Source organism: Roseixanthobacter psychrophilus (assembly GCF_043195195.1).
In the GTDB taxonomy this organism is placed as follows: Bacteria; Pseudomonadota; Alphaproteobacteria; order Rhizobiales; family Xanthobacteraceae; genus NCEH01.
On record NZ_JBAFWT010000037.1, the window covers coordinates 26678 to 41236 of the forward strand.

Genomic DNA, 14559 nt, shown 5'->3' on the forward strand with positions numbered 1-14559 from the left:
GTTAGCGCTGCGCTGCAGCGCCCCCTGCCGCAACGTCGGCATCAGCCAGCGTGGCCTTGCGCAGGGCATCAGGAATGCGCCGCGCGCGCCCTTGCGAGACAAAGGCCACCCGCACATTGGCGCTGACCAGCAATTCGCCGTGCCGCCGCACGCTCTGGCCGAGCATGATGGATGCGCCGGCCACTTCCTTGGACAGCGTCACCACCTCCAGCACATCGTCGATGCGCGCGGGTTTAAGGAAATCGAGTTGCATGGAGCGCACGACGAAGTGAAAGCCCGGTGCCTCCGCAGCCGCCTCGGCGAACAATTCGCCCTGGGCCACGCCCAATAGGCGAATATAGTCAGAGCGGCCGCGTTCCATGAATCTCAGATAATTGGCGTGGTAGACGATGCCGGAGAAATCGGTGTCCTCATAATAGACCCGCAGGCCCAGCGCGTGGCCACCGGGAATGAGCCGCCCCGCCAGATGGGGATAGGCCTCCAGTTCGCCCGGTGCCGTCGCGCGCTCGCCGCTGATGTCGTTCTTCATGCCACCTCTCTCGGGTTAGCGCCGGTCAGCCCCCGCCGCCCCTCCCCCGCAGCCACAAGCGGGAATGGGCCCAAGACCTACTCTTCCTCGTCGAAGAGAGGCAAGGCGGAGGATGGACGCTGCGGCTCCGGCAACCCGAGGTGACGATAGGCACCTGCGGTCAGCATGCGGCCGCGCGGCGTGCGCTGGATGAAGCCCTTCTGCACAAGGAACGGCTCGACGATCTCCTCGATGGCGTCGCGCGGCTCGGAGAGCGCCGCCGCCAGCGTATCGACGCCCACCGGACCGCCGGCATAGAATTCCGCGATCACATTGAGATACCGCCGGTCCATGGCATCGAGGCCGGCGCCGTCCACTTCCAGGGCGGAGAGGGCACGGTCGGCGATGGCGCGATCGATGCGCTCTACCTCGGCGACAAGGGCGAAATCGCGCACCCGCCGCAGCAGCCGGCCGGCGATGCGCGGCGTGCCGCGGGCGCGCAGGGCGATCTCCCGCGCGCCGTCGGGGGCGATGCCGATGCCGAACACCCGCGCGCCGCGTGTGACGATGAACTCCAGTTCCTCGACCGTATAGAAGCCGAGCCGCACGGGAATGCCGAACCTGTCGCGCAACGGGGTGGTCAAGAGCCCCGAGCGGGTGGTCGCGCCGACCAGGGTGAATTTGGGCAGGGAGATCTTCACCGAACGCGCCGCCGGCCCCTCGCCGATGACCAGATCCAGTTCGTAATCCTCCATGGCGGGATAGAGGATTTCCTCCACCGCCGGGGACAGACGATGAATTTCGTCAATGAAAAGAACGTCGCGTTCTTCCAGATTGGTGAGGATCGCAGCAAGGTCGCCGGCCTTGGCGATCACCGGGCCGGAGGTGGAGCGGAAACCCACACCCATCTCCCGCGCCATGATCTGGGCGAGCGTGGTCTTGCCGAGGCCGGGCGGGCCGACGAACAGCACGTGGTCCAGCGCCTCCTGCCGGGCGCGCGCCGCCTTGATGAAGATTTCGAGGTTCGCCCGCGCCTGCGCCTGGCCGACGAAATCCGCCAGCCGCTGCGGCCGCAGCGTCGTGTCGGCGGTATCGTCGGTGCGTTGTTCCGGCGTCAGGAGGCGTGGGTTCATGGGGCCTTGTGCCATCGCGAAGTGGCGAAATCTAGCAGGTCACGACACCGGGCGGGGATCATTTCGCCAGCTCCCGCAAGCCCAGGCGGATCAGGGTTTCCGCGCTTGCGCCCTCCCCGCCCCCGCGCACTGCCGCAGCGATGGCGGCGGCGGCCTGGGGCTGGCCGTAGCCGAGGTTGGTGAGGGCGGAAATCGCATCCGCAACCGGCGCCGACACCCGCTCGCCCGCCATCTCCCCGGCGAGTTGGGCCAAGGCGGGATCGAAGCCCGACAGGGCCGGTGTCTTGTCCTTCAATTCCGTGACGATGCGGGTCGCCACGCGCGGGCCGACGCCGGGCGCCCGCGCAACCGTCGCCTTGTCGCCGAGCGCAATCGCCTGGGCGAGTTCCGCCGGCTTCAGCGTGGAAAGGATGGCGAGTGCGGTCTTGCTGCCGATCCCCTGCACCGCCTGCAGCAGGCGGAACCATTCGCGTTCCGCTTCCGATTGGAAGCCGAACAGGCGGATCATATCCTCGCGCACGAAGGTCTCGATGAACAGCACCGCCGCCTCCCCCGCCTGCGGCAGGCCCTGGAGGGTGCGGGTGGAGGCATGGACGAGATAACCGACGCCATGAACGTCGAGGATCAGGTGATCCTCGCCATAGCTGTCGATGACGCCCTTGAGCTTGCCGATCATGATGAGGCCTTCAAACGCCCGGGCTGCTCAGCGAGGCCCAGAGAAAAACGAAAGTCGCGACGAGGCCGAGCCCGGTTCTCACCATGTGCAATTGCCCCCAGCTGGCGATCAGGCGCGCGCTTTCCGCGCCGGCAAGGGCCTCCTCGGTCGCCAGCAGCCGCCGATTGGTGGGCATGATGGCGATCAGCGTGAACGGCCAATTGGCCAGCATCAGCACCCCGCCGGCCATCCAGCGCCATTGCCCCGACAGGGCGAAGGCGACGCTGCCGAGGATGAACCCGAGAAGCGCCAAGGTCGCCTGCATGGCGAAGCCCCGCTTGTACGCCGGCTTCCACTGGCGCAATTGGGCGGCCGGATCGAGTGTCGCCCGCGCCGGCTGCTCCGCCACGTTGATATAGAAGGCGGCGCCGGCGAACAGGGCCGCGTCCACCAGAGCAAGCTGCCCCCACACCATGATCGTCCCCCGCATCGCACCCGCATCTGCCGCGGTCGATGCGCATTCTACAGCGCCGCGCGCCGCAGCGCAGCGGCGCCGCGATGATGGGCATGGGTGATCGCGACAGCGAGCGCATCGGCCGCATCCTCGGTCTGTGGCGTCGCCTTGGGCAGCAGCACGCCGATCATCATGCGAATCTGCCCCTTTTCCGCGCGGCCGGCGCCCACCACGGTCTTCTTCACCAGCAGCGGGGCGTATTCCGCCACCTCCAGCCCCGCCTGCGCCGGCGCGAGCATCACCACGCCGCGCGCCTGGCCGAGCTTGAGAGTAGAGGACGGATTCATATTGACGAAGGTTTCTTCCACTGCCGCCTCGTCGGGGGCGTGGGCCGCGACGACGGCGCACAATTCGCGGTGCAGGGTCGCCAGCCGCACCGCCATCGCCGCGCTCTCGGGCGGCAGGATGGTGCCGCAGGCGATGAAGGTCAGACGCGAGCCCTCGGCCTCGATCACCCCCCAGCCGGTGCGGCGCAGGCCGGGATCGAGCCCGATGATCCGAATCGCATGTTGTCTCATGGTGCCAGCATGCGCGAGGCAAGCGCGCACTGCGAGGGGGATCGCGCGGCGCACCCGCAGCGCGCGCCGCCGAGGGGTCGTCAGCTGCTGGATTTTGCCGAGACGGTGCGCGGTGCGGCATCGTCCGCGCTCGGCTGGTTCCATTCCGGCGGGCTCTGGGATGCGTTTGCCGCCACATCTGCCGCGATCGGCGTGAAGGCGACAACGGCGGCCTGGGCACGGCGCAAGGTTTCCGCATCCGTGCGGCCGACGACGTCGTCCCGCTTGCGTGCGCTCTCGGAATCCCCCTGGTTCGCCGCAAGGGCGAACCATTTCCAGGCCTCGCCCAGATCCGGCGCGCCGCCGAGGCCGCGGGAATAGATCACGCCGAGATTGTGCTGGCTGTCGCGCAGGCCACGGTCGGCGGCCATGCGGAACCAATGGATCGCGCCGGGCCAGTCGGACTTGCCGTCGGCACCTTCCGAGGCCAGGACGCCGAGATTGTGCATGGCGCGCAAATTCCCGCGCTCCGCCGCCCAAGTGTAGAGCGCGCGTGCCTGCTCGTAATCGCGGTTGTTGTATTCGTAGAGACTGCCGAGCTGGAACGCGGCCGGAACCGAACCCTTGGACACCGCATAGGACAGCCATTTGACGCCGGCCACGGGGTTCATGTCCGTGCCTTTGCCATCGGTATAGCGCATGCCGACCTCATAGGCGGCCGATGCATTGCCCCCGAGCGCTGCCGCGCGCAGTGCGGGCGCGCCGATCGGCGGGGGAAGGGCGCTGAGGGGCGGCGCATTCACCGGCGGCGGCGTGTCCAGCTTCGCGGCGGCGGCGACGGCTGCGCCGGCCGGGCCAACAGCAACGCGCGGTGCGGACATCGCCGCCCGTGCTTCAAGGCTCGCCGCAACCTGGGCGGCAGTGGTCGCCACCGCATGTCCGAACGCATGTGCGAAAGTCGAGGCAGGTCCAGACACCTGCACCGCGCCGACAATCGCGACACCGAGGGCCGCGGCAATCAGGGCTGCACGCCCGGCAGCGGGAATGCCACGCTTCTTGTCGTTTACGACTGCCCGCTTCCGTGATGTGCTCCGGGCTTTGCTGATGGCGCGATCCTCACGTGCCACGCACGCGGACCGCTTGGCGAGGATCGGCCGGGTCACCGGCTCCACCACCGGGGCCGTATGCATCGACGGACCGGCCGGGGATTCTGCTTGGCCACCCTCGGCCGCAGTGGCGGGGACGGCCTGCGGTTCGAACATCTCGAAGTCGGCTTCGTCCGGCGTTCCGTCGAACACGGGGCGGGTAGGATCGAAGCGCGGGCCGGGGTCCGCCCGTAAATCCTGCGGTCCCGCACCCTGCGGGCTGCGTTCCTGCGTCTCGCGCTCCTGCGTCGGCTCGGACGCGCGGCGGGGCGGGCGCACCATCTCTTGTTCCGCGAGGTCGTGCAGCCCCAGCTCTGCCTCGGCGGCAAAGAAATCCTGGGTGCGACGCTCGAATTCTTGTTGGCGCGCTTCCAGTGCCGCAAGACCGCGCTTCAGTCCGATCACTGCCGGGGCGTCGTCTCGGGCGGACAGGCGCATGGCCACCGCTTGCACCGCTTCGGCCGAAACGTCTGCCGAGGCATGCCGGAACCGCTCCAATTCCTCGGTCAGCGCGTGCAGATTGGCTTCGATGCCATCAAGCCGCGCCTGATGCTCGGCACTGATCTGAACCCGCTCCGCAAGCACGGCAACATGGCGCTCCAGGGCATCGGCGAGGGGCTGCAGCGCGTCGGCCTGCGGGCCCCCCTGCTCAAGCCGCTCTAGCAACAGCGAAACTTTTTCCGCCAGCGGGCTTGAGCCGACGGCGGCGCCCATCTGTTCCGACAAATCTGCCAGGCGGACTTTCACTTCGGTCAGCTGCTGCTGGATCGCCTCGCTCGCCGAATCCGGGCCCGAGGCGCCGTCAAGCCTTGCGATCAGATCGCGGGTCGAGCGCTCCATCGCCGCCCCCGTGACCTCGATGCGCTGCACCACGTCTTCCCCAACGCGGAGGAGGTCCGCCCGGGAGTTGGCGTCGATCTTCGAAAGAGCGCTGCCCTCGTCCAGAGCGCGCCCCACAAGATCCTTAAGTTCCGCCGTCTGGACCTGGAGCCGGGCCAAGGCCTCCGGCTCGACCGCTTCCGCCTTCAGCAGGTCGACCTTGTGGCTGAGCCCGTCGATGGCCGCCGCGAGGCCATCCTTCTGCTGCTCCCCAGCGGAAAGGATGCCGAGGCACAGCTTGATGTCATTGAGGTCGGCGGCGATCCGAGCGGGCTCCACCGCCTGGACCTCGACCATCTGGCCATGCAGGTGCGTGAGCACCCGTCCTATCTCCCGTACCGCGGCGCGGGGCGCCGTCTGCCGAAGATCCTCGCGCAGCCGCTCCACCTCGGAGCGCAAGCTCTCGATCGCCGAGGGCGCGAATATCTCGCGTGCCGGGTCGAAAACAGGCGCGCGGCCCGCCTGTGGATCGCTATCGAGATCCGGGCGAATCCAGATTTTCCGAGCGGCGTTTTCCTGATGGTCCATGCCCGCCTCCTGCGGCTGGGATGGGGCGAAGCAAAAAAGCAACGCCGGGAGAAGACAGCCCGAATCTTTGACGTGTTTTGGTAAACAGCGCGTTAAAGTCCGATTTTGCAGGGATTGGCCGAGCCGCGTAACGGTTACTTTCCCTAACGGAGCCTGCAACCTTCTCCCTGCGACAGCCGGCTTTGCCTATGTTCGCAAATGAAGCGAGGGAGCCGGCTCACCAAGCGCCGCTTGGTAGTGCGTCGTGCCTTCCCCGGTTCCCAAATCACTTGCAGGCCTTGGTCGTTGAGTGGCGCAATTGCCATCCTCGATCGCGACCACCTTCAGGAGAGTGTGCATGGACGCGAACGGTTTTGAATTTCGCGAGAGCCTTCCGCAGACCGAACGGACTTTCGCCATCGCCAATGTCTTCACCATCGGCGATCTGTCCCGCGAGTTCGGTGTCACCTTGCGTGCGCTGCGTTTCTACGAGGACAAGGGCCTTTTGAGCCCCCGTCGCGAGGGCCTCGCGCGGCTTTATTCGGCGGCGGACCGCGAGCGCCTTTCCGTCATCCTGAAGGGTAAGCGCCTCGGCTTCACTCTGGCGGAGATCCGCTCCCTGGTTGCCGCCCATGAAGGGCAGAACGTGCAGGATCTCGCTTTGACGCGCGACCGCTGCCTGTCTCAGCTGTCCCAGCTTGAACGCCAGCGCACGGAAATCGAAGCCGCCATCCTCGAACTGCGCGAAACCGCCGACCGCCTCGCCGCCTGATGGGGCCCGCCTCCGGGTCGAGAGGGTACGTCGCCTGAGTCGGCGCACCGTTAAGGTCGGAATTCAGTTCCGGTCGGAAAAGGAAGCGAGCCCGCGCGTCCCCCGCGCGGGCGCCTTCATGACAGGGTCGCCCCGCAGGGTGTGCGCACTAGGCCGCGACGGGCTCCCTGGCAAGTCTCCGCCTAAATTCAGGGCGTGAGATAAGCGGACTGGTAAAAGTCCCTGTTTTCCCAAGTTTCGCCAAGTCCCGGCACTGCCGGAACGAGACTCGCCGGGCCTCGCGCGGGATCGAGAAGGCGCGCCCGAAGGTCAAGCAGGATCTCAACAATATCCTTCGGCGTCGCGGACAGCGGATATTCAATCGCCCCGTCTGTTCCCTCGACCCGTTCGGTAAAGGCGCCGAGGGGTGGCACCAGCACCGCGCGCTCTGCCGCGAACGCCTCGCTGAGCGTGAAACTGTAGGTCTCCGGCCAATGCTGGGGGAAGAAGATCAGATGCGGATCGCTCTTCGCCAGCAGCGCCGGAAGAGCGTCCGGTGTGTAGCGCCCGGTCGCGACGAGCGTGGTGCGCAAGCCGGCGGCGCGGATGTCGAGCTTGTTCGGGAATTCGCCGATCACCGTCCATTCCAGCGGCGCGCCAATCTTTTGGCTATATTCGACGCAATCGAGCAGGAAGACACCGCCTTTATGCTCCGCGAGAATGCCCAGCGTAGCGACCCGCAAGGGCTCGTCCGCGTCAAGGGGGGGCATCATCACCGGGGCCGGGCGCCGGTACAGGGCCGGCTCGTGCGGCACCACCATCAGATGGGCATGCGGTGCATAGCGGCGGATACGATCGGCCACATCACGCGACGGGCAGATCACCCGTTCCGCTCCATTGATCAGGCCGAGACCACGTTCGCGCCACCAAATGATCTCACTGGAAAACGGCTTCGGGTCGGCGGCCAGGCAGGCGAGGCACCCCTGCTCGTCCGGCTCGCCACAATAATTCCCGCGCTGTGCAAGATTGATCCGCGGGCAAATCAGGGCGTAATCGTGGACCGAAACGTCGTACGGCAGGTTCATGACTGCGAGGAAGGGCGCCAGTTCGTCCATGGCGGTCAAGGCATGGTGCACGTGCACCCGTTGCACACCGAAGGCGCGCAGAACCCGCGCAATATCGCCGAGTCGGTTGACGCGCATTTCGATGCGCCGGCCACCTTCCTGATTCGGGACGAATAATGCAATTCCCGGCACCACTGAACCAGCATTTGGCGGGGTGACGATCAACGCGAGGGAAATGGCCCGCCCGGCGGTCGCGACCATCAGGTCCACCACCTGCTTTTCGGTGCCGCCGCCCCAGGGATGCAGCACGTGCAGGATCACCGGAAGACCGGTATCGCGGATCAGGCAGGCTTCGACCGCAAGCCGCAGCGGGAATGCCGGATCATCGCGCACCCAGCGGGAAACCGCCGGCTCATAGGAGGGATGGCGCGCGCGGATCAGGTGCGCCGATTCCTCTTTCCGGATCTGGCTTGAGCTTCCGAAGCTCACGTTTCCGGCGTGATAGACGAACACATCGCCGGCGATGACGTGGCGCCACGGACCCATGCTCGCCCGGCAGCAGAAATCGGTCTCCTCGCCGTAGCCTTTGCCGAACGCCCGTTCGTCGAACAGCCCCACGTCCTCGAGACAGGCGCGCTTGATTAACATGCAGTAACCGACGCCCGTCGGCACCTCCACCGCGCGTCCGGCATTGACACGCACGCAAACGTCGTCGATCTGGGCCAGCGTGACCCCTTCCGGCAAGCCACGGCCCTCTCCGATCTCGGGATAGCTGCAGATGGTGGCATTGTTGGAGAAGGGCGTCACTGTCGCAAGGTGCGGATCGGCGGCGGCGTGCGCGGCCATCCGGTCCACCCAGTCGCCATGCACCAGCGTGTCGCTGTTCAGCAGAATCACGTCACGTGCGCCGGCCTCGATCATGCCCCGGTTGACGCTGACGACGAAGCCCTGGTTCTCGTCGTTCACCAGCAGCACGACGCCGGGCGTGGACTCCGCCACGTCGCGGACATAGGCCCGCAGTTCCGGCTCCGGACCGCAATCGTCCACGATGATGAGCCTGTCGAAGGTCTGGTTCTGGCGCCGCGAGGCGAGCACGCTTTCGATGCAGGCGCGGGTTTCGGCATATCCGGAATAGACCGGGAGAATCACCGCCACGTCGTCGATGATCTGCAGGGCCGGATCGAAGCGGGGAACGGGGGAGGCGATAAAATCGCCGATTTCCAGCTTGTTCCGCCGATGCGGCTTGAGGAACCCCAAGCCCTCGCCTTCCACCTGTGGAACCCCGGTCCGCCCTTCCCCCCGGCCGTGGGTCAGGAAATGCAGCAAGGGGTCCATTCCGAGGGCTGCGACATCGGGATAGGTCGTCAGATACCAGCGTGGATCGAAGTCCGGGCTTGGCATCCGTCCTTCGCTGCTGCCGTGTTGGACATAATGCAGCAGCGGATTTTCACCCAGTGCGACCACGTCGGGGTAGCGCCCTTCATACCAACGGGTGCGGAAGACCGGGTTGGGATCGCGCCCGTCGGCTGCGCCGTGAAGCATGTAATGGGTGAGCGGATCGGTGCCCTCGGCGGCCACGTCGGGATAGCGGCGCAGGTAATAGACCGCGTCGAACAGGTTGGAGCGGGCGATCTTCTTGCGGTTCTTCGCGATGACGTAGGAGGCGGTCGTAATGCCAAACAGCTTCGCCAGGCGGCCGGATTGCCGGCGCATCACGAGCCGGATCGCCCGCCCCATGCGTTGCGAAAGCCAGGTCAGAGAGTGGTGCCGCTGTGCCAGGTGCACGAGCTGGCCTTCTTTCTGGAACAGCTGAAGCTCGACATGATGCAGTTCGGCGGTCTGGTCCTGCACCTGCCTGCGCAGCCTGGAGGCTTCCAGCGCCAGGAAATCGGCGCGCTCCCGTTCGGAATCCAGCTGTTGGCTCAACCGCTCCAACTGCTGCCCATCGCCCCCTTCCCGCGACGCTCGCTGTATGTGCGGAGGCAGCACGGCCTTCAGAGTTTTGCCGAGCCGGGCAAAGGCATGCTGAACATCGGCCTCAAAGCCCGGAGCAGCGAGGGGGTCGAACAGCGGCTGAAGCGGCGCCGGAAGGCGCTCGCCCATAGCCAGTACAGCCAGGCCCTGGCCCTGGGGGAAGACGAAGCTGGGGTAGCGGACGCGCAGGGTGCGCCAAAGAGGCGCCGCGCCCGGCGCTTCCAGACCGTGCAGCAGGAGAATCGCCGATGGGGAAAGGCGGCTCAACCAATGATCGAGGACGGTATCGTCAATCTCCCCGCGCGGCACCGCGTCGAAACACAGCAGATCGACGGATCCTGCGGTGAAGCCGGCATATGCCTTGGCCGCCGATTCGACCACCAGTTCGGAGACGCGCACATCGGCGCGATTAAAGCTGGTGCCGAACGGCGGTCGTGCTTCTCCGGGGGCCTTCGCGTCCCAGCCCGAAACGGCAACGCACCGCACCGGCGCGCCCAGTTGCGCGACAATATCCAGGAACGAGAGGTGCGGATTGGAGGTGCGGCTTCCCACCGCGACGATCAGCCGGGGGCGCAGGATGTCGATGAGCCAGGAACAGAAGGGGAAATGCTCGACGAAGTCGGCTGGTGCAGCAACGCGAGTGGGCTCGAAAAAGGCTGGGGCCGTGAGGGAGATCCCCAACGTCAACGAAGCGCCCTTCATCCCAGTCTCCGATCCGCCTGCGCTCCATGAATTTCCGAAGTCAAGCACAGACACTTTTCCTTATGCGATTGGGGCCCGCATCGCTCCGCCGCCCCACCTGGCAAGCCCCGGTTACGCCCTTACCGAAGGAAGGTGAAGGTTGGGCGAACCACCGGACATTCGTTGCCGCATACGTCAATACAACTTCCTATTGCGCCGCCACCGCGAGGCCGCGGAAGCGCGAGTCGCGCAGCCGGTCGAGACGGGGTTCGCAATGAGTCGCCACGGCGAGGCTGTCGGCGACCGACCGCGCCGCATTGCCCGCAAGCTCCAAACGAAACGCCTCGTCTGAGACCAGAGAATACAGCGCCTCCCCGAACGCCTCGACCGAAGGAGCCGCGATCCGCCCGTTGACGCCATCGACAATGGCCTGCGGATATTCTCCGACCGAGCTGGCGAGGGTGGCGAGGCCCAGTCCCGAGTATTCGAGGAACTTCAGCCAGCTCTTCGAGCCGTTGAAGACGCTTTCGGTCAAAGGGGCAAGGCCGATATCGAACGGTCCCTGCTGTTGCAGCCAATGGGCGAAGGCGGGATAGGACAGGCTAATCTGGTCGGGAGGCTTGATCGCTCGCCAGCCCTCGCGCACAGCATCGCAGGGCAAGACCCCGACCAGGGTCAGCGAAATCTCCCGGTCGGTGCGCGCGCGGACCTGATCCAGGGCGGGCCGCAGGAGCGTGCCGAAGTCAGACTGATGGGTCATCGTCCCCATGAACAGCAACCGGATCGGCCCCGGGGCGGCGACAGGTTGACGCGCACGCCAGATGCGTGGGTCCAGATGGTTCTGGATCACCGTGATTCGGTCGGAAATCGGCGCAAGCCGTGCTGCGAGGGCGGCCGTGGAGACCCAGACCTCGTCCGCCTGCTGCAGCAGGAACATCACCATGGGGCGAAGCTGCTGGTAATAGGCATGCTCGCTATGGTCCGCGGCCAGCGACAGGAGATCGTCGTCGAGATCGTAGATCAGGCGCGCACCCTTGCGCTCGCAAAAGGAAACCAGCCTCTCGGCGCGCTTGAGCGTCTTCAGCACGACGCGCTGCGTGACGACGACATCGGCCTCGAAGCTCTGATAATTGTCTATATCGCTGAAAACGATGTCGAATTCGTCCTTCACGATTGATTTCGTGAGCGGCAGAAGGATGCGCAAATATGCGCACGCATTCGGCTGGTGAGCCCCCAGCGTTTCCATCAGGCACAAAACTCGCCGTCGCCCCGACACGCTCGCTCCTTTGGAGTGTATCCGACCTCAGCCGGATACGCACACAAGCCGTTGTCACCTGATCTTACACGCGCGCGGACTCGACGCGATAGAGGGTAACTACCCAGGCTTCTGTGACGCCAGGATAACATAAACGGAGGTATCTTTTAGCTTCCTCCGAGGGAAGATACCACCGCCCAAGCCCATCCTAGGCGGTCATTTTAGCGACCATGGCGTCGGACAGCTCGAAATTGGCCGTGACGCTCTGGACGTCGTCATTGTCTTCCAGCGACTCGACCAAGCGCAGCAGCTTCTCGGCCGTCTCGTCGTCCACCGCAATGTTGTTCTGCGGCCGCCAAACCAGGCCGGCCTTGCGCGGCTCGCCGAACTTCAGCTCGAGCTGGCGCTGGACCTCGTTGAGGTTTTCCACCGCGCAGATCACCTCGTGCCCGTCCTCGGAGGACGCGACATCGTCCGCGCCCGCATCGATGGCCGCTTCCAACATGGCATCAGCACTGGCCCTGGCGACATCGAACTCGATGAGGCCCACCCGGTCGAACATGAAGGAAACCGCGCCGGTCTCTGCAAGGTTGCCGCCGGACTTGGTGAAATAGGAGCGAACTTCGCCCGCCGTGCGGTTACGGTTATCGGTCAGCGTCTCGACGATCACGGCGACGCCGCCAGGGCCGTAGCCCTCGTAGCGGATCTCCTCGTAATTCTCGCTATCGGCGCCGCCGGCCTTCTTGATGGCGCGCTCGATATTGTCCTTCGGCATGTTTTCCGCGCGGGCGGCCAGGATCGCGGCACGCAGGCGAGCGTTCATGCTGGGATCAGGCAGGCCCATCTTGGCGGACACGGTGATTTCGCGCGCCAGCTTGGAGAACAGCTTGGAGCGCACCGCATCCTGCTTGCCCTTGCGGTGCATGATGTTCTTGAACTGTGAATGTCCGGCCATGACCGCCTCCGATATCTGTTTGGCCTCGACTCCGCGCATCCATCTGGCGGCGCCGCTCGAGCCGGGCCTTTTTGTATGAAGCCGGCCTTATAGGTCGGCGGGTGGCCGAAGGGCAAGGAAGCCCCACGAGGATTCCACCCGGTCAGCTTTCCCAGAAGGCGGGACGCGCCTCCTCAAGCACCCCGCCGAGGCGCACCCCGGCGACCTTCACGGCAAGTCCGGTGCGGTCGTCGGTCTCGACGGCAAGCCCGGAAAGGCTCGCGGTCCCGCTGGCAGGCTCAAACCGGCCGGAGCCGATCTTGCGGGTGAAGCGCCGCAGCGGCTCCTCCTTGTCCATGCCAATCACGCCATCATAGGCGCCGCACATGCCGATATCGGTGCAAAAGGCGGTACCTCCGGAGAGGATGCGGTGATCGGCAGTCGGGACGTGGGTATGCGTCCCCACCACGAGGCTCGCGCGTCCGTCGCAATAATGGCCGAACGCCTGCTTCTCGCTGGTGGTCTCGGCATGGAAGTCGACCACCACCGCGTCCACCATATGGCCAAGCTCGGCCCCCTCCAGCACATGGTCGAGCGCGGCGAATGGATCGTCGAGAGGATCCATGAAGGTGCGGCCCATGATGTTGGCCACCAGCACCCGCGCGCCATTCTTGGCTTCCACGAGGATGGCCCCGCGCCCGGGGGTGCCGGCGGGATAATTGGCGGGCCGCACCAAACCATCGACGCGCTCGATGAACACCATCGCCTCGCGCTGGTCGAAGGCGTGGTTGCCCAGCGTCACCGCATCGGCCCCGGCGGCCCGGAAGTCCTCATAAATGGATTCGGTGATGCCGAAGCCGCCGGCGGCGTTCTCGCCGTTCACCACCACCAGGTCCAACTGCCATTGGGCGATCAAGCCCGGCAGGCGGGAGGTCACGGCATCGCGGCCGGGCCGGCCCACCACATCGCCCAGAAACAAAATACGCATATCAACCGCCGCAGAGAAACGCTCCTGCCTCCGTTATCATCCCCTCCACCCTCTCGTCATGGGGCTCTTCGGGCACCAGGGGCACTTCCTGGCACGAAAACGCATAGCCGAAGGCCCGCACCGGCCCCCGCGCGCGCAATCCGGAAAGGGTGCGGTCGTAATGGCCGGCGCCATAGCCGATGCGGAATCCACGCGCATCGAAGGCGGCAAGCGGCACGATGAGATCGCGCGGCACCAGCTCGGGGGCATCGGGCGAAGGGGTGGGGATGCGGTAGGCGCCGACAAGATCGAGCACGTCGCCGGCCCGCCAGCGACGGAACAGCAGGGGCGCGTCCCGGCCCAGCACCACCGGAAGGGTAACAACCGCCCCCGCATCCCACAGCAAGGCCGCGAGCGGGGCGGTGTCGATTTCATCGCGGAAGGGGGCGAACAGGGAGACCACGCGGCCGCGCACATCCTGCAGCAGGGACATGGCAGTGAGCGCGGCGCGCTGGGAAGCGTGCGAGCGGGCGTCCTCGCCCATTTCGGCGCGCCGGGCGAGCGCCGCGCTACGCAGGGCCGCCTTCGCCTCCCGTCTGGACGACTCGTCCGGCCCTGAGGCTGGAACAGATCCCCCAGGGACCTGGGAACCGGGACGGGAAGGCGAAAAAATCATGGGCGGAGCCGCAAAAGCCGTCGGAGGTCGATCCCGGGAAACCTACAGCGTAGGTGGGCGCCGTTTGTCCAAGCCCACGGGCAAGGTCAGGTACAGCTCCCTTAGGATCGATAAGGCCCCGGGGAAAAGTCTCCTAACGAACCCCGCAGCCCCGCTTAACTACAATGTAAGCCGCCTCGGCAGGCCATGCCAGAGGCTGGCGCGGAAAATTCACATACGCACCTTGCGTTCCGGCTGCTGAAAAGCAAAAATACAATCTACTGCGATTAAATGATCTCATTTTCATGGGTATCAAATGGCCCTGATCGAATATTCATCTCTCGCAGAAACTTGGCACGAAACACAAGCCTGCCTTCTTTCTCTCGAAGAATTCAGATCATTTTTTGAACGTGAAAAATGGGTTACAGATAAAGAGTATA

The 14559-nt window shown here is 65.6% G+C and carries 12 protein-coding genes and 1 other RNA gene; 1 reads left to right on the plus strand and 12 read right to left on the minus strand.

Features of this window, described 5'->3' with window-relative positions; all coding sequences use genetic code 11:
* Window position 1 precedes the first annotated feature (1 nt).
* From ybgC to V5F77_RS23085, 6 genes are all read right to left on the minus strand, one after another.
* Window positions 2–529 carry a tol-pal system-associated acyl-CoA thioesterase gene (gene ybgC, locus V5F77_RS23060; RefSeq protein WP_429007695.1) on the minus strand — a complete coding sequence of 176 codons (528 nt, stop codon included), beginning with the start codon at window positions 527–529 and terminating at the stop codon, window positions 2–4.
* 77 nt (window positions 530–606) lie between these two features.
* Window positions 607–1641 carry a Holliday junction branch migration DNA helicase RuvB gene (ruvB, locus tag V5F77_RS23065; protein ID WP_429007696.1) on the minus strand — a complete coding sequence of 345 codons (1035 nt, stop codon included), beginning with the start codon at window positions 1639–1641 and terminating at the stop codon, window positions 607–609.
* Window positions 1642–1699: 58 nt separating this feature from the next.
* Window positions 1700–2317 carry a Holliday junction branch migration protein RuvA gene (gene ruvA / locus V5F77_RS23070; protein ID WP_429007697.1) on the minus strand — a complete coding sequence of 206 codons (618 nt, stop codon included), beginning with the start codon at window positions 2315–2317 and terminating at the stop codon, window positions 1700–1702.
* A gap of 10 nt (window positions 2318–2327) precedes the next feature.
* Window positions 2328–2771: a DUF1772 domain-containing protein gene (locus V5F77_RS23075; protein WP_429007698.1), complete on the minus strand. Its 444-nt coding sequence runs from the start codon at window positions 2769–2771 to the stop codon at window positions 2328–2330.
* A 47-nt stretch (window positions 2772–2818) separates the two neighbouring features.
* Window positions 2819–3328 carry a crossover junction endodeoxyribonuclease RuvC gene (gene ruvC / locus V5F77_RS23080; RefSeq protein ID WP_429007699.1) on the minus strand — a complete coding sequence of 170 codons (510 nt, stop codon included), beginning with the start codon at window positions 3326–3328 and terminating at the stop codon, window positions 2819–2821.
* 80 nt (window positions 3329–3408) lie between these two features.
* Entirely contained in the window at window positions 3409–5859 is a 2451-nt protein-coding gene (locus V5F77_RS23085) for a tetratricopeptide repeat protein (RefSeq protein ID WP_429007700.1), read from the minus strand.
* A 337-nt stretch (window positions 5860–6196) separates the two neighbouring features.
* On the opposite strand from V5F77_RS23085, the gene V5F77_RS23090 reads away from it, so the two are divergent.
* Complete coding sequence (locus tag V5F77_RS23090) at window positions 6197–6610, plus strand: MerR family transcriptional regulator (protein WP_429007701.1); 414 nt, start codon at window positions 6197–6199, stop codon at window positions 6608–6610.
* Window positions 6611–6798: 188 nt separating this feature from the next.
* Here V5F77_RS23090 and V5F77_RS23095 read toward each other — a convergent pair whose 3' ends face one another.
* The 6 genes from V5F77_RS23095 to ssrS all read right to left on the minus strand — a co-directional run bounded on the left by V5F77_RS23095 (window position 6799) and on the right by ssrS (window position 14295).
* Window positions 6799–10329: a glycosyltransferase gene (locus tag V5F77_RS23095; protein WP_429007702.1), complete on the minus strand. Its 3531-nt coding sequence runs from the start codon at window positions 10327–10329 to the stop codon at window positions 6799–6801.
* Window positions 10330–10516: 187 nt separating this feature from the next.
* The gene (locus V5F77_RS23100) at window positions 10517–11479 is read right to left on the minus strand and encodes a glycosyltransferase (protein WP_429007703.1); all 963 of its coding nucleotides are present in this window, start codon (window positions 11477–11479) and stop codon (window positions 10517–10519) included.
* A gap of 292 nt (window positions 11480–11771) precedes the next feature.
* Window positions 11772–12518 carry a YebC/PmpR family DNA-binding transcriptional regulator gene (locus tag V5F77_RS23105; protein ID WP_429007704.1) on the minus strand — a complete coding sequence of 249 codons (747 nt, stop codon included), beginning with the start codon at window positions 12516–12518 and terminating at the stop codon, window positions 11772–11774.
* Window positions 12519–12660: 142 nt separating this feature from the next.
* A complete protein-coding gene (locus V5F77_RS23110; RefSeq protein WP_429007705.1) occupies window positions 12661–13485 on the minus strand; it encodes a TIGR00282 family metallophosphoesterase in 825 nt (274 codons plus the stop codon).
* 1 nt (window position 13486) lies between these two features.
* On the minus strand, window positions 13487–14041 hold the full coding sequence (locus V5F77_RS23115; protein WP_429007706.1) for a 5-formyltetrahydrofolate cyclo-ligase: 555 nt from the start codon (window positions 14039–14041) through the stop codon (window positions 13487–13489).
* Between the two features lie 100 nt (window positions 14042–14141).
* Window positions 14142–14295, minus strand: a non-coding RNA gene (gene ssrS, locus V5F77_RS23120) — 6S RNA.
* Window positions 14296–14559 lie beyond the last annotated feature (264 nt).

Bases quoted from the DNA above. Each gene is read 5' to 3' on its own strand.
- V5F77_RS23110 (WP_429007705.1), bottom strand. From the start codon at position 13,485: ATGCGTATTTTGTTTCTGGGCGATGTGGTGGGCCGGCCCGGCCGCGAT.
- V5F77_RS23095 (WP_429007702.1), bottom strand. From the start codon at position 10,329: ATGAAGGGCGCTTCGTTGACGTTGGGGATCTCCCTCACGGCCCCAGCC.
- V5F77_RS23075 (WP_429007698.1), bottom strand. From the start codon at position 2,771: ATGGTGTGGGGGCAGCTTGCTCTGGTGGACGCGGCCCTGTTCGCCGGC.
- ruvA (WP_429007697.1), bottom strand. From the start codon at position 2,317: ATGATCGGCAAGCTCAAGGGCGTCATCGACAGCTATGGCGAGGATCAC.
- V5F77_RS23085 (WP_429007700.1), bottom strand. From the start codon at position 5,859: ATGGACCATCAGGAAAACGCCGCTCGGAAAATCTGGATTCGCCCGGAT.
- V5F77_RS23105 (WP_429007704.1), bottom strand. From the start codon at position 12,518: ATGGCCGGACATTCACAGTTCAAGAACATCATGCACCGCAAGGGCAAG.
- ruvB (WP_429007696.1), bottom strand. From the start codon at position 1,641: ATGAACCCACGCCTCCTGACGCCGGAACAACGCACCGACGATACCGCC.
- ruvC (WP_429007699.1), bottom strand. From the start codon at position 3,328: ATGAGACAACATGCGATTCGGATCATCGGGCTCGATCCCGGCCTGCGC.
- ybgC (WP_429007695.1), bottom strand. From the start codon at position 529: ATGAAGAACGACATCAGCGGCGAGCGCGCGACGGCACCGGGCGAACTG.
- V5F77_RS23090 (WP_429007701.1), top strand. From the start codon at position 6,197: ATGGACGCGAACGGTTTTGAATTTCGCGAGAGCCTTCCGCAGACCGAA.